This window comes from Desulfovibrio mangrovi, assembly GCF_026230175.1.
GTDB lineage: Bacteria > Desulfobacterota > Desulfovibrionia > Desulfovibrionales > Desulfovibrionaceae > Halodesulfovibrio > Halodesulfovibrio mangrovi.
Genome location: NZ_CP104208.1, coordinates 2,829,143 through 2,851,231, shown reverse-complemented (window position 1 = coordinate 2,851,231; position 22,089 = coordinate 2,829,143). Strand labels below are relative to the sequence as shown.

Here is a 22,089-nt window from a genome sequence, read left to right as displayed (position 1 = left end):
AATGCGGTTGGTCTCCTGGAACGTGAACGGGGTTCGTGCCGTGAGCAAGAAGCCCGAATGGAGCTGGTTCGATACCTGCGGTGCCGATGTCGTAGGCCTGCAGGAAACCAAGGCAACGCCTGAACAGGTTGAGGAAGCCGTCAGGAATCCTGAAGGATTTCACAGCTACTGGCATGCCGCCGAGGTGAAGAAGGGCTACTCCGGCACGGCGGTGTTTTCCCGCATCGAGCCGCTGGCCGTGAACTATGACCTGCCGCATGCGGACTATCGCGGCGAAGGGCGTGTCATTCATCTGGAATTCGAACGCTTCCACTACTTCAATATCTATTTCCCCAACGGCCAGTCCGGCGAAGACCGCCTGCAATACAAGCTCGGCTTCTACGACGCCTTTCTCGAGCATGCGGAGGCGCTGCGCAAGGCCAAGCCCATTGTGGTGTGCGGCGACTTCAATACGGCGCATCACCCCATAGACCTTGCCCGCCCCAAGCAGAACGAGAACACGTCCGGTTTTCTGCCCATTGAACGGGCATGGATGGATAAGCTCGTGGCCCACGGCTACACGGATACCTTCCGCCTCAAGCATCCCGGCGAAGCCGACATGTATTCGTGGTGGTCGTTCCGGTTCAAGGCCCGTGAAAAGAACGTGGGCTGGCGCATAGACTATTTCTTCGTGTCCAATGAGCTGGATGGCGCTGTGCGCGATGCATGGATAGAGATGGACCAGCAGGGTTCGGACCATTGTCCTGTATGGCTTGATCTGGATATCTAGCGGCGCTTGCGTCGCAGCTGATTTGCATTTCAAAACGAAAACCGCACCGGAAGCCGCTGAGCATCCGGTGCGGTTTTTTATGTTCCAGCCGTAGTTACGTAGTAGTGAGGTCGAGGGGCAGAGTGGTTGATTCTAGTAGTAGCAGAGCCCGTTCAGATCGCAGGCATGCTGGCCTGCCTTGCGTGCGCGCTGCGCATAAGGCGGGGCCGAGTGGCTGATGTGCAAGCCGGAACCGAAGGCATCCAGTGCGGAAGCAAAGGCAGGCTGCGGAGCGTGTGCGTTGTCTGCATGTGCGTGGTGAAGGCCGTTGCCGAATGCGTCCAGCGCGGACGCAAAGGAGGGGGAGTTCTGAACGTTGTTGTTCATGATGGCATCCTCATCGTCTGAATGTTGAGAGACAGATTGCAGGGCTGTTGCCGTGCGAGCCGTAACCGTTTCAGCGAGGAGCGCGGAGCGTTGAGCGGAGGACTGCTTCAGATGGAGTCTGGAGGTTTCCCGTAGGGATGTTTACATCCCCTGATGAACCGTTGTCGCTCTGGTTCTTCGTCGTTGGATATAAGTTGAGCGCTCAATCCTGTTTTGTAAAGGGGGGAGGAAAGAAAGTTTGAAAAAGTCAGCCAAAGGATGATTTGGATCATTACCTAGTCCTCCTTGCTATTGGTCTGTTGACAAAAGGCGTCTGGTTAAAATAACAGCAAAAAGGCTTATGCAATAATTGCTATTCGTTATGTCCGCAGTGGGGAGTAATTGCTTTGTGGTATAAAATTCTTATTTATTTGTTTCCGTTGACGTTGCTTCTGTTCGAGTGGGGGCTTCGGAGTGCGCTTGATGTTGATTCTGGAGGGTTTATAGGGCCAACTCTATCTGCTGCCGGGCTTACCTTTTTGTTACCTCTTGTGCAGCCAAAAGAGCTTAAGATACCAATCGAAGGACGTAATGATGTTTTTGTGACAACAAAAAAGGATATGCATTTTATACCTTTTGTTTGGTTTTTTATATTAGTGTCTCTGTTTGCATGGAGTTCGGCTTGCTACTTGTCTATAAAGCTTATAGGGCCAGCTTTTTTTAGTTTTCCAGCTCATCAGGTGATTGGTATGGTTGTATATATGATTAGTCTTGTAATGTCTTACGTAAAAGGTAAGTTGTGATGGGTGAGCTGCTCAGAATTTTGTTAATAGGGCTTTTGTTCCCTGTCGCTGTTGAGTTAGTAAAAAAAATTATATCATTTTCATATGATGATAAGACAAGTGAATTGTTGATTCTAGATGATAAGGGTAAGAAGCACAGTCTGCATGTTGATAAAGAGATCAGTGCATCTGATTTAACAGTTAGAATTTCAAGAGCTATATCGATGTCAGAAGCGGTAAATTCACTTGTTGCTAAGTTTGCTGAGGACTATGGGTGTGGGTTGTTATTGGATAATAGTTTTGATTTTGAATTAAGAGGAGTTAGTAAGTCAATAGCTATTGAAATCAAGGGAAGTTCGGCTAATTTAGGTCGGAATATTCTAGAAAAATATTTACATATTATAGAAACAAATAGGATTGACGTACTTGTTTTAATAATCGTTGACGATAAGGTTGGTGTGTCGAATCAATTGCATAGAGATATAGAGGATCTAAAGATTAATGTTGTTCCTCTGTTTTGTAAAAGTTCTGAAAAGGTTGCCAAGCCTCTTAAAGAAATTCTTGAGCTATTGATCTCCCAATAAAAGTTAACTTGATTGTAGTCTGTTGTATAATAAAACGGGCAGGTTTTCACCTGCCCGTTTTCATTTCATCTCGTTAAGCCTTTCGGCTTTCGCCGCTAATACTCCACCGGCAACTCATCCAGCTCGGCCTTGCTGAACACGGGGCCGTCCTTGCAGACGTATTGATGCCCCACATTGCAGCGGCCGCAGATGCCTATGCCACACTTCATGCGGTTTTCCAGCGACAGGAAAATCTGGTCGCTCTTCCAGCCGCATTTATCCAGCACGGGCTGGGTGAACTTGATCATCACGGGCGGGCCGCAGACAAGGGCTATGGCGTTGTCCGGCTTGGGGGCGAGGCGTTCCACCACGGCGGGCACAAAGCCGGTAAGGCCGTTCCAGTCGGGGAACTCGCGGTCCACGGTAACGTGGCAACGCACGCCACCCTTGTTCTGCCATGCCTCCATCTCGTCACGATACAGCAACATGCCGGGGGTGCGGGCACCGTAGATGAAGTCGATCTCGCCGAAGCGGGAACGGTTCTTGGGGTCCTGCAGCCACACCATGGTCGAACGCAGGGTGGTAACGGCATAGCCGCCGGCGATGATGACGAGGTTCTTGCCCTCGTTCTGGTCGAGCGGATACCAGTTGCCCATGGGGCCGCGCACGCCCATGACGTCGCCCACCTTCATGCCGTGCAGCTTGCTCGTTACGCTGCCCGCACGGAATACCGTGAAAAGCAGCTTATTTCCCTCTGTGGGGCTCGAAGCGATGCCGATGGGACTCTCACCAACCCCGGGGATGGAAAGCTCCGCAAACTGGCCGGGATGGTATGCAAAGGCCTTGGCGTCCTTTTCATGCAGAAACTCGAACTCGAAGGTCCGCAGGGTCTTGTCCTCGGTCTCCACGCGCACATCCGAGATGCGCACGGGGTAGGGCAGATAGGGATTCAGCATGGCTACACCTCCCGCCCTTCTGCCGTGGCGTCAGGGGCATTCATGGCGTTGATCACGTCGCGGATGTCGATGTTCACGGGGCACAGGCGCACGCAGCGTCCACAGCCCACGCAGCCCACCTCGCCGCCACGCTTCATGGGGATGTATTTGTACTTGTGCATGAAGCGCTGGCGTACGCGGGCCACCTTCTTGCCTCTGGGGTTGTGCCCCGAGGTGTGCAGGGTGAACAGCGGGGCCATGCAGTAGTCCCAGTTGCGCACGCGGCGTCCGGTGTCCCCGTTGGCGGGCATTTCGTCCTGAATGTCGAAGCAGTGGCAGGTGGGGCAGACAAAGGTGCAGGTGCCGCAGTTGATGCAGGTCTCGCACACCCGTTCCCAGTAGGGCAGGTTGTACAGCTCCATCAGGCTGCGCTGCTCCACGCGCTCTGTGCTGAAGGTCTTTTTCATGGCGTCTTCGGCATGGCGCTTTATGATCGCCGCGCGCTCCGGTTCACCGGCTTCGGCGTCGGGCAGCGAGGCGGCAATGCTCTTGCCGCGTTCGGTGAGCGGCTTGACGAGCAGATTCACGCCAAGGTCCACCATCAGGATGTCCAGTCCGGCCTCATGGTGCGGGCCGCAGTTGGCCTCAAGGCAGAAGCAGCTGGGACACGGGTTGTTGCAGGCGAGGCCGATCATGACGGTGCGCTCGCGCTTGTCGCGCCAGTATACGTCGTTGGTCTGCTCGTCCTGACAGAAGATCATGTCCATGAAGGAGAGACCCTTGGCGTCGCAGGGGCGCACGTTCAGCAGCACCCGCCGCTCCGTGTCCATCTCCACGGGCTTGAGCACCATGGCCTCTTTGCCCTCGGCCTTGAAGCGCATCATGCACTCGCTCTGCGGGAACACGAAGTCCTTGGGCGACATCTCGGTGTTGACGAACTCGAAGGTGGGCGTCTCGTCCGCTTCCAGCACCTTCCAGACCATCTTGTTGGGCACCTTCTTGTCCCGCTTGGGGGCGTAGACCGTATATTCCTTGCTCAGCGCCTCGACAAATCCGGCGAGGCTGTCCTTGCTCAGTATCTTGTATTGCACGGCGGCCTCCTACTTGAAGTGGTCTTCCGGGTCGTCCGGCCTGTAGGTGGAAAGGGGCGGCTTGGTGTCGCAATCCATACCCGGTTCGTGGCCCCACTTGGCGCGCACGTCCTTCTCCAGCATGCTGGTCAGACGGCGCATCTTGATGCCTTGCGGGCAGGCCGTTTCGCAGGCACCGCAGTCGGTGCAGCGTCCGGCGCAGTGGAAGGCGCGCAGGATGTGGAAGGTCTGCACGTCTGCCGGGTCCTGCGTCTTGCCGCACCACTGGGGATTGGATTCGTCCACGAAGCAGGTGGTGCAGTAGCACAGCGGGCAGACATCGCGGCAAGCGTGACAGCGGATGCAGTCCTCGAAGTTCTTGGTGAACTCGTCCCAGCGGCGGTCGGCGTCAAAGCGTGCCCAGGGGGCGGCCACGGCATCTATATCGCCGCCTGCGGTTTCGGAAACGGGTTCAGCCACCACTTCGTCCGCACCCACTGGGTTGCGGTGCATGCAGGTGTAGCAGTTGTCGCGCTTAACGTCGCGGCGCTTGATGAACTCCACGAAGCATTCGCGCGTGGAGTTGCAGCCGGTTATGACGATACCGCCCAGATCTTCCTCGGGGTCGCTTTTCAGCGTCTCTATGTTGCGGCCCATGAGCTTGGCCTCAACCTTGCGCTGGTCCAGCATGCCGAGGCAGGGCACGCCGATGATGTAGAGGTTTTCGCGCTTGATGCGCTTTTCGTGCACCAGCCCGTTCAGGTTGCGCGAAACGCAGCCCTGCGCCACCACGGCCACGCGGTCGGTGCGACCGGAGGCGATGGAGGCGAGGTTGCCGCCGCAGAAGCTGCTCCAGATGAGCTTGTCGCATTCTTCCGGCGTGTAGGCGATGAAGGGCTGGGCGCGCAGGGGAATGGTGCCCTGCGTGTAGCCGATAACCGCGTCCACCCTGCCTGCTTCGAGAAGCCTGCGGGCGGCCGCGCGGATTGCTTCGGTGCGTGCGGGCATCATATTGCGTCCCTCCCGCCGATCGGCTTGTTGAGGCCCCCTGCTTCCGCGATTGCTTCAAGATCTTCGTAGCACTCGTTCATGTAGTTGCAGGTGGGAACGGGCGGTATGCAGTCGTTGCACAGGTCCTTGACCAGCTTGGTGTTGGGGCCGAGCTTGCGCACGGATTCCACAACGCTGATGGCCATCTGCTGGAATTTTTCGGCCTCTGCGGAGGATATCCACGAGAAGTGGATGCGGTCCTTTTCGATGCCGATGTATTCCAGCATGTTCTTGAACAGCTCAAGCCTGCGGCGGGAATGGTAGTTGCCGGTGCCGTAGTGGCAGTCGCCGGGGTGGCAGCCGGAAACCCATATGCCGTCCGCGCCCTGGCGCAGGGCATGGAGGATGAACTTGGGGCTCATGCGGCCCGTGCAGGGAATGCGCACGGCGCGGAAGCTTGCGGGATACTCCATGCGGCTCACGCCTGCGAGGTCGGCTGCACCGTAGGAGCACCAGTGACAGAAGAATGCCACGATGCGGGGTTCGTACAGTTCCAACTCTTTCATGCAAACTCTCCTTGCGTCAGCTCGTGGCTAACCGAGCATGGCGGAAACCTGCGCCATGATGTCGCTGGTGGTGAAGCCGCGAAGATCCGGCGCGCCGGAACGGCAGGCCGCGGCGCATAAGCCGCAACCCTTGCAGAGTGCCTCGTTCACTTCGGCGAACCCCTTCTCGTCGGGGCTGATGGCGTTGTACGGGCATACATTCCAGCACACCGCGCAACCGACGCACTTGGCCTTGTTGATGGTGGCCACGGTGCCCGCCAGCGTCATCTCCGTGCGGCTGAGCACGGTGGCAACGCGCGAGACGGCGGCACGCGCCTGTGTCACGGATTCTTCAAGCGGCTTGGGATAGTGCCCCAGACCGGCCATGAACACGCCGTCCGTGACAAAGTCCACGGGGCGCAGCTTGGAGTGGGCTTCCACGTACCAGCCTTCGTCGCTGAGGGTGGCCTTGACCATCTGCGCCAGATCGTTCACGTCCGGCGCGACAATGGCCGAGGCAAGACCCAGCATGTCGGCTTCCACGGTCAGCTCTTCCTGAAGGACATGATCCTTGAAGGTCACGTTGATTACGCCGTCAACCACGCTCACCCGGGGGCGTTCGCTCAGGCGGAAGCGGGAGAAGATGACGCCTGCGGCGCGGGCTTCCTTGTAGAGCAGCTCGCGCTGGCCGTAGGTGCGCATGTCGCGGTAGAGCACGGTCACGCGGGCGTCGGGATTGGCGCGCTTGATGTGCAGGGCGCTTTCCACGGTGTGCGTGCAGCACACGCGCGAACAGTACGGGCGTTCCGGCTCGCGGGAGCCGACGCACTGGATGAACACCACGCTTTGCAGGGCTTCCGGCTTGATGGAACCATCCATGAATCCGGCGTCTATCTGCTGGTGCGTCATGATCATGGGGTGCGAGCCGAAACCGTAGCGACCTTCAGGCTTGTGGCCCACGCCGCCGGTGGCCAGCACCACGGCGCCATGTCGGATTTCCTGTTCCGCGCCGTTTTCCTTCAGGCGGGTGACAAAGTTGCCCACAAAGCCGTCCACATCCTCAATGGCGGTCTGCGTATGCAGGGAGATGCGGTCGTGTGCGCGTACCTTCTTTTCAAGCTCGTCAAGGTAGGGAGCTACCGCGAAACGGCCCTGCGCCACGCGCAGTTTGCGGGCGTTGCCGCCGAGTTCCGCTTCCTTTTCCACCAGATGCACCTCAAAGCCCTGTTCGGCGATGCCCAGCGCGGCGGTCATGCCGGAGACGCCGCCGCCTACCACGAGGGCAGAGGGGGTGACGCCGAGCGTCACTTCCTTGAGCGGGGCAAGATGGCGGGCGCTGGCCACGGCCATGCGGACCTGATCCTTGGCCTTGCGGGTGGCGCCTTCCGGATCGGTGGCGTGTACCCACGAACCGTGGTTGCGGATGTTCGCCATGGCGAAGAGGTATTTGTTCAGACCGGCCGCTTCCAGCGTTTCGCGGAACAGCGGTTCGTGCGTGCGGGGCGTGCAGGCCGCAACCACAACGCGGTTGAGGTTGTGTTTGCGGATGACTTCCGCAATGGCCACCTGCGTGTCCTGCGAACAGGAGAACATGTTGTTTTCCACATGCACCACGCCGGGCAGGGTGCGGGCATAGTCGGCAACCCCATGCACGTCGATGACGCTGGAGATGTTGATACCGCAGGCGCAGACGAACACGCCTATGCGGGGCGCTTCGCCGAACACGTTGATGGCTTCCGGCACCTGTCGGTCCACGGTGCGGGTGCCGCGCGCCGGTGCGAGTGAGGCCGTGGCGGCGCTGGCTGCGGCGCTGGCTTCCATGACCGAGCGGGGAATGTCCTTGGGTTCCTGGAACCCGCCGCAGACGTACACGCCCTTGCGCGAGGTGCGCACGGGGTCGAAGGGGTCGGTGTCCGCGAAGTTCCACTTGTCCAGATCAATGGAGAAGGTTTCCGCGAGCTTCTTTGCCTCCGCAGGGGCTTCAAGCGCCACGGAGAGCACGACCATGTCGAAGTGTTCCGAGTGCGGATCGCCCGCTTCGCCCACGTATTCCACCCGCACGCCCTTGTTGCCCTCGCCGGGCAGGAAGGAGTGGGGGCGGGCACGCAGGATGCGCACGCCCTTGTGCATGGCCTGATTGTAATACTGTTCAAAGCTCTTGTTATGGGCGCGCACGTCCATGAAGAAGATGGCCTGATCGTGGCCCTCGCCGTGGGCGTGGTCCGCCGTGACCAGCGCCTGCTTGAGCGCGTACATGCAGCAGACGTTGGAACAGTAGTCGTTGTCGCATTTGTTGTTGCCGCGTGAACCCACGCACTGCAGCCATGCTATGCGCTTGGGTTCCGTGCTGTCTGAGGGGCGCAGCACATGGCCCTGACAGGGGCCGGATGCGGAAAGGAGGCGTTCGTATTCCAGACTGGTGATGACGTCCGGAATGCGGGAATAGGCGTAGCTGTCAAAGGACGTGGGGTCGAAGGTCTTGATGCCGGGGGCGAGCACCACGGAACCCACGTTCACGCTGAACTCGCGGGGCTTGTCATTGAAGTTCACCGCATCGGCGGGACAGATCTTGGCGCAGGCACCGCATTTGCCCTTTTGCAGGTAGATGCAGCTTTCCTCGTCAATGGCGTACTTCAGGGGGACGGTCTGGTCGTAGATGATGTGGACAGATTTGCGTGTGTCCAGACCGGCGTTGAAGGGGTTGGAAATCTTCTTGGGGCATTTTCTGGAACACTCGCCGCAGGCTATGCATTTTTCCGGATCAATGAATCGCGGAGCCTGACGCAGGTGCACCGTGAAGTTGCCTTCTTCGCCTTCCACCTTCTGCACCTCGGTGAGGGGCAGGAGTTCGATGTTCAAGTGCCGACCGCACTCTACCAACTTGGGTGAGAGTATTCAGAGTGCGCAGTCGTTTGTTGGGTAGGTTTTGGCCAGCTGGGCCATGACCCCGCCGATGCCGGACTTGTTTTCAACCAGATATACCTTGAATCCCGAATTGGCGAGGTCAATGGCGGATTGCATGCCAGCAATACCGCCACCAACCACCATAACGGCACCTTGGGAAGGGCCGGAAGTACCGGGAGGGGCATCAGACAGTTTCGACGTGGTCGCTGCGTTCATAGCTTCCTCTCTGGTGTGCCTTCCGCCGTTTTCCGGACGGCGGAACGTTATTCGTCATCCATGCTGCACATACCGCAGTCGCACAGATCTGCACCGAGATACTCGCGTTCGTTTTCACCGAGCATGCCCAGCGAAAGCGCAATGAGGGTCCACAGGTGCACCACGTGGTACCCGCCGCCATAGTATTCGGAGAGATCGTGAATCTGTGAGTGGCAGTTGTGGCAGGGTGCGATTACATACGGCGCACCGGTATTCTTTATCTGCTCATCCTTGCGCTTGCCGTAGTACCGGCGCGCGTCCGGGAAGCCGGACTGGAGGAAACCGCCACCGCCGCCGCAACAATAGTTGTTGGACTTGTTGGGCCACATGTCGATGAAGTTTTCTTCACCTACAACGGCCTTCACCACATATCGCAAGTCATCCGCAACAGGATCGCCATAGGTCTTGCGGACCAGCTGGCAGGGGTCCTGCACGGTGAACTTGATGCCATCCTTGTTCCAGTCGGAATTCACGGGCAGTTTGCCCTCGCGTACCCACTTTGCGTAGAGACGGATGATGGATTCGATCTGGACGTCGGTCTTGATGTTGAATTTCTGCAATCCGAACCGGACTGCGTAAAGTTCGTGGCCTCACTCCGTGTTCAGCCAGTACTTGCAGCCAAGATCCTCCACTGCCTTGATCTTGGTCCGGACAATCCGTTCCCAGTTTTCGTCGTCCGCAGCAAAGAGGCAGTAGTTTTCTGCCGCCCAGCCGACGGAGCCGTAGGTCCAGTCGCATCCGGCCTTGTTCAGGATCTTCCAGAGCGGAACCATTTCATCGGGTTCGGTCACCGGCTCGCGGGAGTTCTGGTTCAGGAAGTACTCGGCACCATGCTTGTCCACGGGCGCTTCAAGGTTTTCCTGACCGGGCTGTGATTCGCGCACTTCCTCCACCATGTCTTCCACCACGAAGCGGAAGTCTTCGGAGCTTGCGCCCATGGCGCTGAAGCCTTCGGTCTTCAGGGCCTGATGGCAGGAGTTCACGATGCCGCGAGGCTTCTTGTCCTCGGGCCAGCTTTTGCGGGCCTGATACACAAGTTGGGGAATGTTGATGCGCATGGGGCAAACATGCACACAGCGGGTGCACATGGTGCACATCCATACCCACGGGGTGGTGGTCAGTTCCTCATCCATGCCGAGAGCGGCCATACGCAGGAACTTTCTGGGGTCCATGCCTTCCAGACCCGTGGCGGGGCATCCCGCGGAACAGGCGCCACAGGTGAGGCACAGGTTAAGGTTTCCGCCCTCGGGCAGGAGTTCCGCTACCTTGTCCTTGAAGGTTGAGCCTGACTGCCGGGGCAGCTTCTTGGGCTCGTGTGCGGGGGTATCGGGCATAGTTGACTTCTCCGGAGCGGCGTATTGGCCGCTTTTTCATAAATAAACTGAATGGAAACGCAGAATCGGGTCCAGAATACGCTATTCCCCGCAGGATTGGAAGACGTCACAAGTCCGCCGGCAAGTGCGGCGCGCAGAGGGGAGCGGGGGAGCAGCCGTCCTGCATCCATTCCGCCCGCCCGTGGGCAGCGGGCGAGCGGTGGGATACAGGCCGAAAGGCCTTAGGGACAGGTCGCGTTATTCCTCAATACCAAAACGGCGGGCTATCTCCTTGGCGGCGCGGCGGCCCGCGCCCATGGCAAGGATGACCGTTGCCGCACCGGTGACGATGTCACCGCCGGCATAGGTATTGGGAATGGAGGTCTCGCCGGTGGCTTCATCCACTTCGATGTAGCCCCATTTGTTGAGCTTCAGATCGGGCTCGTTTTCCAGCAGCACCGGGTTGGGGTTGGTGCCAACGGCAATGACTGCGAGATCGGTTTCCAGCTCGTAGGTGTCGCCCTCCACGGGCTTGGGGGAACGACGACCGGATGCGTCGGGCTCTCCGAGTTCCATGCGCTGGAGGAGGACAGACGTAAGGTTACCCTTTTCGTCTCCACGGAACTCGATGGGGTTGGCCAGACACTCGAGATGGATGCCTTCTTCCACGGCATGTTCGATCTCTTCATGACGCGCAGGCATAGCGTCCGCGGTGCGGCGGTAGACGATGTGAACGGATTCGGCACCAAGGCGCTGCGCTGTGCGCGCCGCGTCCATGGCCACGTTTCCGCCACCGTATACGGTGACCTTGCGACCTCGTATAATCGGGGTGTCGTAGTTGGGGAAATCGTAGGCACGACCGAGGTTCACGCGGGTGAGATACTCGTTGGCGGAGAATACGCCGATGAAGTTCTCGCCGGGGATGCGCAGGAATCTGGGCAAGCCTGCGCCCACGCCGATGAACACGGCCTTGTAGCCCTGATCGAACAGTTCCTTGATGTTGAAGGTCTTGCCGCCAACGTAGTTGGTGACGAACTCCACTTCAAGTTCCTTCAGGGCGCCTACTTCCTTGGCTACGATTTTTTCTTTGGGCAGGCGGAATTCCGGAATGCCATATACCAGAACTCCGCCTACCTCGTGCAGAGCCTCAAAAACGGTCACCTTGCAGCCGCGGGAGGCCAGATAGCCGGCTACCGTAAGGCTGGAGGGACCGGAACCGATACATGCGACCTTTCTTTCGGGGTCGATGAACGGACATTCAGGTTTAGCGGAGATGAGATCGCACGCGTCCATGTACATGTACTCGTCCGCAACGTAGCGTTCGAGACGGCCGATGGCTACGGGCTGTTCCTTGGCGTTGAGAATGCACGCTCCCTCGCACTGGATCTCCTGCGGACAGACGCGACCGCATACGGCGGGCAGGCTGTTGGTGGACTTGATGACCGCGTAGGCCTTTTCCACGTCGCCTTTTGCCAGATGGGAGATGAAGTCGGGAATGGGCACCTCAACAGGGCAGCCTTTCACGCATTTGGGCTTCTTGCACTGAAGGCAGCGCTTGGCCTCTTCGATTGCCATTTCCTTGGTGTAGCCCAACGCAACTTCTTCAAAGTTGTTCCTGCGCACATCCGGCGGCTGGTTGGGCATGGGAACGCGGGCGGCAATTTCTTTTTTACTTTTTGTCATTGCACTTACACCTGCAGTGATGTTCGTAGGATTCCTTTTCCATGGACGAGAAGGCCGCCAGCCTCTGCCGCAGTTCCATGAAGTCCACCTGGTGGCCGTCGAATTCGGGGCCGTCCACGCAGGCGAACTTGGTCTTGCCGCCAACGGTCACGCGGCAGGCGCCGCACATGCCCACACCATCCACCATGATGGAGTTGAGGCTGACCGTGGTGGGAACACCGAAGGGTTCGGTGGTCTTGGAAACTGCGGCCATCATCGGAACGGGGCCAACGGCCACCACTTCGATGACGGACTTGTCCTGCTCCAGCCGTTCCTTCAGCAGTTCCGTCACAAGGCCCTTGCGGCCGTAACTGCCGTCGTCGGTGGAGATCAGCACTTCGGGACAGAAGCTCTTCAATTCCTTTTCAAAGAGCAGCAGATCCTTGTTGCGTGCACCGATGATGGCCACAACATGGTTGCCGGCCTCATGGTGTCCCTTGGCGATGTGATGCATGGCTGCAATGCCGGTGCCGCCGCCTACGCAGATGACAGTTCCGCCCTTGTGGATATGGGTAGCTTTACCCAGAGGTCCGCACAGGTCGAGGATGTCGTCTCCTTCGTTCAGTTCTTCCAGCAGAGCCGTACTCTTGCCCAGAACCAGATACACGATGGTGATGGTGCCGTTTTCAGGATCCGTGTCCGCAATGGTCAGCGGAATTCGTTCACCCTTCTCGCAAACGCGGAGGATAACGAAGTTCCCCGGTTTCGCCTTGGCGGCGATATGCGGCGCATCAATAACCAGCTTGCTGGTCTGCCCGGGAATCAACTGCTCTTTCTTGAGAATTGTGTTCGCCATGAGAGTATCCTGTTCAGGTTCGCAACCTGACGCCTACCGGAAGTACCTAGAAGGGCCAGATCATGGGGATTAATACAACACACATGATAAAGGTTATGATCTGCAAAGGCCAGCCTGCCTTTACATAATGCATGAAGTTATAATTACCGGGCCCAAGCACGATGGTGTTGGGCGGGGTAGCCACGGGCGTAAGGAAACATGCCGAAGCCGACATTGCAATACCCATGGCGAGCGGAAGCGGGCTGATGCCGCTTTGTACGGCAATCGGAATAGCCAGCGGAGCCATGAGGGCGGCAGTGGCGGTGTTGGACATGAAGTTGGTGATGACTGCAGTCAGGGCGCAGCAAACCGCCAGCAGCATGTACGGGTCGGTCACATGGCTTACCACGCTCTTGGCGATCAGGGAAGCGGCGCCGGACTTGTCCATGGCGGTGCTCATGGAGAGCATGCCCGCAAACAGGAAGATGGTGGTCCAGTCAATGGCCTTGAAGGCTTCCTTCATGGTCATACAGCCGGTGATGACCACAAGGCAGGCGCCCAGCATGGCGGCGGTGACCAGCGGCAGGAAGTTGGAGGCCATGGCGGCAACAACGAAGACGAAGATGCCGAGGGCCCACCACATCTTTTCGGGACGCTGCGGCTTGGGAGCGGCCTGTTCCTCAAGGGTGCACTCCGCATGGGTGTTGGGCAGGAACTTTGCGCCGATGGTGGCGTAGAAGAGAATGCCCACGAGCAGCAGCGGAACGCCGAAGTAGCCGAATTCAAAGAAGCCGAAGGGCTGAATGCCCGCAGGGCCCATCTTCTGCAGCATGGAGTTGATGATGCCGTTGGGCGGGGTGCCCACCAGGGTGATCGTGCCGCCCAGCGACGAGGCAAAGGCCACGGGCATCAGGATCTTGCTGGGGCGGATGCCCGCGGTGGCGCACATGCCCATGATCATGGGAATTGCCACAACGGTGGTGCCGGTGTTGGACAGGAAGGCGGAAAGGATGCCGATAACGGCGACGGAGAGCACCAGCAGGCGCTTCTCGCTACCACCGGCCATCTTTACGGTCGCCTTGCCCACCTTGTCGGCAAAGCCGGTGATGAAGGTGGCTTCACCCACGATGAACATGGCCATGAAGATGATTACCCAGACGTTACCAAAGTTCGAGAACGCGGCTTTGGCATCCACGATCTTGAATATGCTGAGAGCAATGGGTACCAGCATGGCGGTAACGGGCAGCGGAACGACTTCGGTGAAAAACAGCACTGCGGCAACAGCGAGAATACCGAGAGTCAGATAAGCTTTGGTGGGGTCTGGCGGAGCATCTGCAGCGAAGCATACTCCGGCAACAACAAGCACCAGCATGAGAGCCAGACCGAGAATCGGAATCAATCGTTTCATGTGTTGTATCCTCATTTAACACGTTAAACACGTTGATCGGTCACAGGCCAGCGGGGGGTGACGGTCCCTCACGGACCACAGGTTGCAGGGGTTGAGGGGGAGGGGACGCCCGCCGGTGCAGCACCGGCGGGCGGGGTTTCTACAAACTAGAACTCGAAGCCGTAGCTCTTGACGTATGCATTGATGCGCTTGCGGGACGCGGCAACACGTTCCTTAAGCTGCTTGGTGTATGCGTCGAGGTCGGCAATGGGAGCCCGGGCAACGCCGGTTTCCATGGCGGCCTTGGCAACGGCGGGTACTTCCCATTCCAGGATTCGGGAATCCAGGGGCTTGGGAATTACATAGTCCACACCGTACTTCAGTTCCTTCACGCCGTAGGCGTCGCAGATTTCGCTCGGTACGGGTTCCTTGGCGAGAGCAGCGAGGGACCGTGCGGCGGCAACCTTCATGGCCTCGTTGATCTCGGTGGCCTGTACGTCCAGAGCACCGCGGAAGATGTACGGGAAGCCGGAAACGTTGTTCACCTGGTTGGGGAAGTCAGAGCGCCCGGTACCCATGATGCAGTTGGGGCTGGCTTCCTTGGCAAGGGGATACGGAATTTCCGGATCGGGGTTGGCCATGGCGTAAATGATCGGGTCCTTGGCCATGGCCTGAACCATTTCCTTGTTCAGGAGATCCTTCACGGAAAGACCGAGGAAGCAGTCGGCACCCTTCAGGCATTCTGCGAGAGAGCCGTAGTCCTTGTCCTGAGCGAAGGCTTCCTTGTACTTGTTCATGCCGCCGCGTCCCTTGTGGATGAGACCGCGGGAGTCGAACATGAAGACGTTCTTCCGGTCCACGCCGAGCTGGACGTAGAAGTTGGCGCAGGCGATACCGGCTGCGCCGGCGCCTACAACGACAACCTTCAGATCTTCGATCTTGCGGTTGGTGATCTCGCAGGCGTTGATCAGACCCGCGCCGGAGATGACCGCGGTTCCGTGCTGGTCATCGTGGAACACGGGAATGTTCATTTCACGCTTGAGAGTTTCTTCAATGTAGAAGCATTCGGGGGCCTTGATGTCTTCAAGGTTGATACCGCCGAAGGTGGGCTCCATGGCCTTGACGATGTCGATGAGCTGGTCAGCGCTCTTCACGTCAAGGTTGATGTCGAATACGTCGATATCGCAGAAGGTCTTGAACAGAATGCCCTTGCCTTCCATAACCGGCTTGCCGGCCTTGGGGCCGATGTTGCCGAGACCGAGCACCGCGGTGCCGTCGGAGACAACGGCCACGAGGTTGGCGCGACCGGTGTACACGTCAACCATCGAGGGGTCGGCGTGAATGGCCATGCAGGCTTCCGCCACACCCGGGGAGTAGGCGACGGAAAGGTCCTTCTGGGTATTGCAGGGCTTGACCGGGACGACTTCCACCTTACCGCGGCGGGGCAGTTCGTGATAGTCGAGCGCTTCTTGCTTGGTATACAGAGCCATATGAATCTCCTCTGTTGTGACGAGTTCCCTTCTACAAATCGTAGTTGGGTTTTGCGTATTGCTCGTTGCCGTGGGCGTCATTCACCACCAGCAACGGAAAGTCCTTTACGGTGAGTTTGCGCACCGCTTCCGGCCCGAGATCATCGTAGGCAATCACTTCGGCCGCGGTGATGCACTGGGAGAGCAGGGCTCCCGCACCGCCGGTGGCGCCGAAATACACGCCCACGTATTTCTGCAGAGCCTCGCGGACAGCCGCGTTGCGCTTGCCTTTGCCTATGCTCGCCTTCACGCCCAGGCTGTGCAGACGTGGGGCGTAGGTATCCATGCGGTAGCTGGTCGTGGGACCGGCGGAACCGATGGGTCTGCCTTCGGGAGCGGGGCTCGGGCCTACGTAGTAGATCACGGCACCCTGCAGCTCGAAGGGAAGCTTCTCGCTCTTGTCCAGCTGATCGCACAGGCGCTTGTGGGCTGCGTCGCGGGCGGTATAGATGGTGCCCGAGAGTTTGACCACGTCGCCGGCCTTCAGCTTGAGCAGGTCTTCATCGCGCAGGGGGGTGGTCAGGTTGTAGGTAGCCATTACAGAACAACCTCCTTGATGCGGGAAGAATGACACTGCACGTTCACGGCCAGCGGCAGGCTGGCGATATGGCAGGGGCGCATCTCGATCTTCACGTCCAGACTGGTAGTCTTGCCGCCGAGGCCCATGGGGCCGATGCCCAGATCGTTGATGGCGTCGAGCAGTTCCTGTTCCATGGTGGCGATTTCCGGATCGGGATTACGTACGCCCACGGGACGGAACAGGGCCTTCTTTGCCAGCGTGGGAGCCAGGTCGAAGGTGCCGCCGATGCCCACGCCCACGATGGTGGGGGGGCAGGGGTTGGGACCGGCTTCGGCCATGCGGCGTACCACGAATTCCTTGATGCCTGCCCAGCCCTGTGCGGGGGTGAGCATGGTGCAGCGGGACATGTTTTCGGAACCGCCGCCCTTGGCCATGTGTTTGATCTTCAGCTTGTCGCCGGGCACGATGTCCACGTGGATCACGGCAGGGCTGTTGTCGCCGGTGTTCTTGCGGGTCAGCGGGTGGCACAGCGACTTGCGCAGCAGTCCCTTCTGATACCCTTCCACCATGGCGCCATTGATGATCTCCACCAGATTGCCTTCCACGTGCACTTCGTCGCCGAGTTCCACGAAGAAGACGCCCACGCCGGTGTCCTGACAGAGCGGCAGGCCGCTTTCGGCGGCGAGGTCGGCGTTTTCCAGCAGCTGGCCGAGAATCTCGCGGGCGGAGTCGGAAGTCTCGCCGTCCAGCGAGGTCTTCAGCGCCTTGCGTACATCTTCGGGCAGATAGCGGGCGGCGGACATGACGATGCCGACCACGGCGTCATGTATGTCCTGCGCCTTAATGCTTTTCATGGCAGCAACCCTTGTGCTTCAGTTTGTCCAGAATGCCCTTGGGCAGGATGCCCTTGACGGAGTTGATGGCGAGCATGCGGCGCATGATGCCGAGCTGGTCCTGCAGCGGGATCTTCTTGGGGCAGACGTCTTCACAACCCAGCAGGCCCATGCAGCCGAACACGCCCTGATCGTTGCCGATGACGTCGTAGTAGTCGTCTTCGGAACGCTGGTCGCGGGGGTCGATGTAGAAGCGGGCCACGCGGTTGATGGTGGCTGCGCCGAGGAAGTCCTCACGCATGCGGGCGGTGCCGCAGGCTGCGATACAGCAGCCGCATTCCACGCAGCGGTCGAGTTCGAAGATCTGTTCGGCAAGGGCGTTTTCCATGCGGGATTCTTCGGCCTTGGAGTCGAAGGCGGTGTCATCGGAATGCACCCATGCCTCGATCTTCTTGCCCACTTCGCGGAACCAGGTGCCGGTGTCCACGGAGAGGTCGCCGATGAGCTTGAACACCGGCAGCGGGTGCAGCACGATGTGTTCGGGCAGGTCGCGGGTCTGGGTATGGCAGGCAAGGCCGGGACGGCCGTTGATGACCATGCCGCAGGAACCGCAGATGCCTGCACGGCAGCAGAAGTCGAACTGCAGGCTGGGGTCCTGTTCTTCGCGGATGATGTTCAGGGCGATGAACAGGGTCATGGAGTCGTACTCGTTCACGTAGAACGACTGCATGTGGGGTACGGAATCGGGATCCAGCGGATTGTAGCGGAATACTTCGATATGGAGTCTGCGAGACATGTTGACCTCCCCTTACTTCTTCTTCTCGGATTTGGCGGGCTTGGCCGCGGGTGCTTCAGAGGGCGCTTCAGTAGGTGCACTCTTGCCGGGCACCACGAACTTTTCTGCGGGCAGTTCGGCAGGAATGATCTTGCCGCCGCCGTAGCCGCGGTCGCCGGGGGGCAGTTCGTAGTAGGGGGAGGCTTCTTCGTACTTCAGGGTGGGCAGGGTGTCTCCATCCTTCCAGTAGGCGAGAGTACGGTTCAGCCAGTCGCGGTCGTTACGTTCGGGGTAGTCTTCGCGGGTATGCGCGCCGCGGGACTCTGTACGCTGCAGCGCGCCGTAGGCGGTGCACAGGGCCAGCTTGAGCATGCCGGGAACGCGCAGGGCCATGGACATTTCAGGGGTGAAGCCCTTGGTGGGGGCCTGCAGCCCGATGTTCATGGAGCGTTCGTACAGGGCCTGCAGCTTGTCCACACCGGCCTGAAGATCCTTGCCGTTACGGAAGATGCCCACGTGCTCCATCATCACATCCTGCATCTCGTTACGCAGCTGGAAGCAGTTTTCACGGCCCTTGGCGCTGGTGGTGATGTTCTTGATGCGTTCGGCGATCTTGGCTTCGGCATCGCGGATGGCGGAAGACTTGAAGTCCACTTCGTAGCCCTTCAGGAACTGGGCCACCTGCTTGCCGATGTAGGAACCGGCCACAACGGTTTCCGCAAGGGAGTTGCCGCCCAGACGGTTGAAGCCGTGCATGTCCCAGCAGGCGGATTCGCCGGCGGAGAACAGGCCCTTCAGGCCGTATGCGGCACCGGTCTTGTCCACGCGGACGCCGCCCATGGAGTAGTGATGGGTGGGACGTACGGGGATGAGCTGGTGAATGGGGTCAACACCGAGGAAGTTGGTGCAGATGTCGTATACTTCACGCAGCTTGGTGGTGATGTGCTTCACGCCGAGGTGGCGGATATCCAGCCAGAGGTGCTCGCCGTAGGGGCTCTGTACGCCGAAGCCCTTGCGGATGTGTTCGATCATGCGGCGGGACACAACGTCGCGGGAGGCCAGTTCGGCCTTTTCCGGCTCGTAGTCGGGCATGAAGCGGTATTCGTTCACGTCCAGCAGGGTGCCGCCGTCGCCGCGGCAGCCTTCGGTCACTAGAATGTCGGTGGGCACGGTGCCGGTGGGGTGGAACTGAACGGCTTCCATGTTGCCCATGGGCACGAGGCCGGTATCCAGTGCGATGATCTGACCGCCGCCGTCGCAGATGATGGCGTTGGTGGTGGCGCGGTAGATGCGGCCGTAACCGCCGGTGGCGATAAGGGTCGCCTTGGCGAGGTAGGCACGCAGTTCGCCGGTCTTCAGGCAGCGCACGATGGCGCCGAGGCAGCGTTCGCCGTCGTGAATGAGGGCTTCTGCCTGGGTGCGGTCATGGATTTCCACGCCGTACTGCAGACACTTGGTGTCCAGCGTATTCAGAACGGAGCGGCCGGTGCCGTCCGCGGTGTAGCATGTGCGCCATTTGGCAGTGCCGCCAAAGGCGCGGGCATGGATAAGGCCGTGCTTGTCGGCGGCTTCCTCCGCCTCGAACGGCTTACCACCCTTGTAATAGGTATGGGTACCGGCAACAACGCGGTTCCACGGAACGCCCCAGTGGGCCATTTCGCGCATGACGATGGGTGCGGTGTCGGCAAAGATACGGGCCACTTCCTGGTCACAGCCCCAGTCAGAGCCCTTGACGGTGTCGGCAAAGTGCACGTCGGGGCTATCGCCCTTGCCCATCACCGCGTTGCCGAGGGCAGCCTGCATGCCGCCCTGTGCGGCGGAGGAGTGGGAGCGGCGGGGAGGTACGATGGAAAGACATATGACGTTGAATCCTGCCATGGCTGCTTCCACAGCCACACGTTCACCTGCAAGGCCGGCGCCGATGCAGAGAAGATCAGTATATATGGTCTGCATGTGGTACTCCTCTTAGATGGTCAGAAGGGAAAGGCGAACGTGGGTCAGGAAGCTGACAGCCGCAGCCGCGATGAGCAGGTAGACCATGTACTTGCGGTATACGGGGCGGTTGTCGCGGGTGATGAAGCCGATCTTGGCACCGATGCGGTACAGGCCGATCACGATGTGGATGGCCGCAGCGGCAAGCAGAACGATGTAGAAGGGCATCCAGCTGCCATGCTGGATGCGGGCGGCACTCTTGGCCGCCGTGATGGGCAGGGTGTCGAGCATGGTGTAGATGTGGATGCTCGCCATGACCAGAATGATGATGGCGGAGGCAACCTGCACCAGCCACAGGGTGGTGTCGGTGTGGTGCATCATCTTGGAATGGGCGCGGAAAGCGATGAATTCCTTCTGGCGGAAGGGCATCTTGCGGGCGCCGAGGATGAAATGGGCAACCATGACCAGCAGGATGATCGGGCCGCCGATCTGCACGAGGTACAGCTCTTCAAAGAACCATGCCAGCCCGTTCATCAGCGAGGGGCTGAGGATGACGCTGCCCACGAACAGCATGTGCATGCCGACGAATACGGCAAGCAGAAAGCCGGAAACCATCATCAGGACATCCAGTTGGCCCGAAAGCTTGTTCTTCGGGGGCACATGAAGCGTCACGTTGTGTAAACTCATTTGAACGACTCCTCCATATCGGGTGATGGGTCAACATGACCAACCGATTGAATCCGGCTTCGGGGCACTCCGACTCCGGACGGCAACAAACAACCAGTCTCCATATGTGATCCCGGAGACGTCCGTTACTCCGGGGGCTCACGCAACAACAATCCCAGTGGACGCGGATCTAAGAAAGCACAGTTTGTGCCAAATAGTCTCAAGCTCATCGATCCCCGAAAAATCTAGCTTTCCGGCAGATTTCTGGTTGATTGATCACTTTTTTTCCTGTCCGGCAAGAATGTTTTTCCTGTCCGGCAGGAAAATTCCTGAATCAGTAGAAAAGCCTGCTTCCGCAAGGCTGTTCCGGGGCCCCTGCCATCCTCTTGCCTCGCTGTCTCAAATGTCCTACCAAGGCCGCATGAACGCACCCTGCATTTCCGTTCTCATGCCCGCATATAACGCGGCAGGCACCGTTGCCGATGCCCTAGAAAGCATCCTTGCCCAGTCCTTCACGGACTTCGAGTGTCTTGCCGTGGACGATGGTTCCACGGATGACACGGCCGTCGTTCTGGAGGCCCTTGCTGCGCGTGATGCCCGGGTGCGTGTGCTGCGTGTGCCGCATGGCGGCATCGTCTCCGCCCTGAACGCGGGGCTTGCCGCTGCCCGTGGAAACTATATCGCGCGCATGGATGCTGATGATTACAGTTTGCCCGAGCGCCTGAAATTACAGTATGATTTTTTGGAGTGCCACCCCTGTGTTGGGATGGCCGGGTGCCGTGTGGCCTTTGGCGGCGGTGAGGATGCAGGCGGCTATGCCCGGTATGTGGATTGGACCAACACGCTGCTTGATCCCGACCGGATTGCCGTGGAGCGGTTCCGAGAGTCGCCCTTCGCGCACCCTTCGGTCATGTTTCGCGCTTCGCTCATACAGCAGCACGGCCCGTACAGGGACGGCCCCTTCCCCGAAGACTACGAACTCTGGCTGCGCTGGATGGAGGCGGGCGTGCGGCTGGCCAAGCTGCCGCAGACCCTGTTGCGCTGGGATGATCCGCCCACGCGCCTTTCCCGCACGGATGCCCGCTACGGCACGGATGTGTTCTATGCCATGAAGACGGGCTATCTCGCCCGTTGGCTGGCGGCCAACAACCCTTTTCACCCCCACATCTCGGTTATCGGGGCAGGCAGGATGAGTCGGCGCAGGGCAATGCTGCTGCGTGACCACGGCATTGTCATCGACCGCTGGATAGACGTGGACCCGCGCAAGATAGGCAACGTGGTGGACGGCGTGCGTGTGTGCGGCCGCGACTGCCTGCCCGCGCCGGAGGCCGGATTCTCCCTCGCCTATCTGGCCGGTCACGGTGCCGCCGATGACCTTGAGGCCTTTCTGCATTCCATAGGATACGTGGCTGGGCGGGATTACCTGCTGGCGTCCTGATCTGCGGTTGCCAAGGTTTTCTTCATGTTGCCTTGTTCCGG

The 22,089-nt window shown here is 59.3% G+C and carries 21 protein-coding genes; 4 read left to right on the top strand and 17 right to left on the bottom strand.

Annotated features, from left to right (window positions below):
* The first annotated feature begins 1 nt into the window (after position 1).
* Complete coding sequence (locus N1030_RS12860; protein ID WP_265825874.1) at positions 2-769, top strand: exodeoxyribonuclease III; 768 nt, start codon at positions 2-4, stop codon at positions 767-769.
* Between the two features lie 132 nt (positions 770-901).
* Here the strand turns inward: N1030_RS12860 and N1030_RS12855 are convergent, their stop codons facing one another.
* Complete coding sequence (locus N1030_RS12855; RefSeq protein ID WP_265825873.1) at positions 902-1,135, bottom strand: hypothetical protein; 234 nt, start codon at positions 1,133-1,135, stop codon at positions 902-904.
* Between the two features lie 386 nt (positions 1,136-1,521).
* On the opposite strand from N1030_RS12855, the gene N1030_RS12850 reads away from it, so the two are divergent.
* Both N1030_RS12850 and N1030_RS12845 read left to right on the top strand, forming a co-directional pair.
* Complete coding sequence (locus N1030_RS12850) at positions 1,522-1,917, top strand: hypothetical protein (RefSeq protein ID WP_265825872.1); 396 nt, start codon at positions 1,522-1,524, stop codon at positions 1,915-1,917.
* Positions 1,917-2,480, top strand: a complete 564-nt coding sequence (locus N1030_RS12845) for a hypothetical protein (protein WP_265825871.1) — start codon at positions 1,917-1,919, stop codon at positions 2,478-2,480. Before N1030_RS12850 ends, N1030_RS12845 begins: the two co-directional genes overlap by 1 nt.
* Before the next feature lie 95 nt (positions 2,481-2,575).
* Here N1030_RS12845 and N1030_RS12840 read toward each other — a convergent pair whose 3' ends face one another.
* The 16 genes from N1030_RS12840 to N1030_RS12770 all read right to left on the bottom strand — a co-directional run bounded on the left by N1030_RS12840 (position 2,576) and on the right by N1030_RS12770 (position 20,631).
* A complete protein-coding gene (locus N1030_RS12840) occupies positions 2,576-3,415 on the bottom strand; it encodes an FAD/NAD(P)-binding protein (RefSeq protein WP_265825870.1) in 840 nt (279 codons plus the stop codon).
* 2 nt (positions 3,416-3,417) lie between these two features.
* The gene (locus tag N1030_RS12835; protein WP_265825869.1) at positions 3,418-4,485 is read right to left on the bottom strand and encodes a 4Fe-4S dicluster domain-containing protein; all 1,068 of its coding nucleotides are present in this window, start codon (positions 4,483-4,485) and stop codon (positions 3,418-3,420) included.
* Positions 4,486-4,494: 9 nt separating this feature from the next.
* Positions 4,495-5,475, bottom strand: a complete 981-nt coding sequence (locus N1030_RS12830) for a coenzyme F420 hydrogenase/dehydrogenase beta subunit N-terminal domain-containing protein (protein WP_265825868.1) — start codon at positions 5,473-5,475, stop codon at positions 4,495-4,497.
* Positions 5,472-6,020, bottom strand: a complete 549-nt coding sequence (locus N1030_RS12825; protein WP_476728711.1) for a hydrogenase iron-sulfur subunit — start codon at positions 6,018-6,020, stop codon at positions 5,472-5,474. Before N1030_RS12825 ends, N1030_RS12830 begins: the two co-directional genes overlap by 4 nt.
* A gap of 27 nt (positions 6,021-6,047) precedes the next feature.
* Positions 6,048-8,858 carry a 4Fe-4S binding protein gene (locus N1030_RS12820; RefSeq protein WP_476728710.1) on the bottom strand — a complete coding sequence of 937 codons (2,811 nt, stop codon included), beginning with the start codon at positions 8,856-8,858 and terminating at the stop codon, positions 6,048-6,050.
* Between the two features lie 36 nt (positions 8,859-8,894).
* On the bottom strand, positions 8,895-9,119 hold the full coding sequence (locus N1030_RS17740; protein ID WP_476728709.1) for an FAD-dependent oxidoreductase: 225 nt from the start codon (positions 9,117-9,119) through the stop codon (positions 8,895-8,897).
* Positions 9,120-9,166: 47 nt separating this feature from the next.
* Positions 9,167-10,492: a (Fe-S)-binding protein gene (locus N1030_RS12815; RefSeq protein ID WP_265825867.1), complete on the bottom strand. Its 1,326-nt coding sequence runs from the start codon at positions 10,490-10,492 to the stop codon at positions 9,167-9,169.
* 237 nt (positions 10,493-10,729) lie between these two features.
* A complete protein-coding gene (gene gltA, locus N1030_RS12810; protein WP_265825866.1) occupies positions 10,730-12,154 on the bottom strand; it encodes an NADPH-dependent glutamate synthase in 1,425 nt (474 codons plus the stop codon).
* Positions 12,141-12,989: a sulfide/dihydroorotate dehydrogenase-like FAD/NAD-binding protein gene (locus N1030_RS12805; RefSeq protein WP_265825865.1), complete on the bottom strand. Its 849-nt coding sequence runs from the start codon at positions 12,987-12,989 to the stop codon at positions 12,141-12,143. The genes gltA and N1030_RS12805 overlap by 14 nt, the downstream gene beginning before the upstream one ends.
* Before the next feature lie 46 nt (positions 12,990-13,035).
* On the bottom strand, positions 13,036-14,376 hold the full coding sequence (locus tag N1030_RS12800) for an SLC13 family permease (protein WP_265825864.1): 1,341 nt from the start codon (positions 14,374-14,376) through the stop codon (positions 13,036-13,038).
* A gap of 146 nt (positions 14,377-14,522) precedes the next feature.
* Positions 14,523-15,845, bottom strand: a complete 1,323-nt coding sequence (locus N1030_RS12795; RefSeq protein ID WP_265825863.1) for a malic enzyme-like NAD(P)-binding protein — start codon at positions 15,843-15,845, stop codon at positions 14,523-14,525.
* A 31-nt stretch (positions 15,846-15,876) separates the two neighbouring features.
* Positions 15,877-16,422, bottom strand: coding sequence for a Fe-S-containing hydro-lyase (locus tag N1030_RS12790; protein ID WP_265825862.1), 546 nt, complete (start codon positions 16,420-16,422; stop codon positions 15,877-15,879).
* On the bottom strand, positions 16,422-17,258 hold the full coding sequence (locus N1030_RS12785; protein ID WP_265825861.1) for a fumarate hydratase: 837 nt from the start codon (positions 17,256-17,258) through the stop codon (positions 16,422-16,424). Before N1030_RS12785 ends, N1030_RS12790 begins: the two co-directional genes overlap by 1 nt.
* Positions 17,245-18,033, bottom strand: coding sequence for a fumarate reductase iron-sulfur subunit (locus N1030_RS12780; protein WP_265825860.1), 789 nt, complete (start codon positions 18,031-18,033; stop codon positions 17,245-17,247). The genes N1030_RS12785 and N1030_RS12780 overlap by 14 nt, the downstream gene beginning before the upstream one ends.
* Positions 18,034-18,045: 12 nt before the next feature.
* Positions 18,046-19,965 carry a fumarate reductase flavoprotein subunit gene (locus tag N1030_RS12775; protein ID WP_265825859.1) on the bottom strand — a complete coding sequence of 640 codons (1,920 nt, stop codon included), beginning with the start codon at positions 19,963-19,965 and terminating at the stop codon, positions 18,046-18,048.
* 12 nt (positions 19,966-19,977) lie between these two features.
* Positions 19,978-20,631 carry a succinate dehydrogenase/fumarate reductase transmembrane subunit gene (locus tag N1030_RS12770; protein ID WP_265825858.1) on the bottom strand — a complete coding sequence of 218 codons (654 nt, stop codon included), beginning with the start codon at positions 20,629-20,631 and terminating at the stop codon, positions 19,978-19,980.
* A 400-nt stretch (positions 20,632-21,031) separates the two neighbouring features.
* Between N1030_RS12770 and N1030_RS12765 the strand changes: the two genes are divergently transcribed.
* Positions 21,032-22,048, top strand: a complete 1,017-nt coding sequence (locus N1030_RS12765; protein WP_265825857.1) for a glycosyltransferase family 2 protein — start codon at positions 21,032-21,034, stop codon at positions 22,046-22,048.
* Positions 22,049-22,089: the final 41 nt, after the last annotated feature.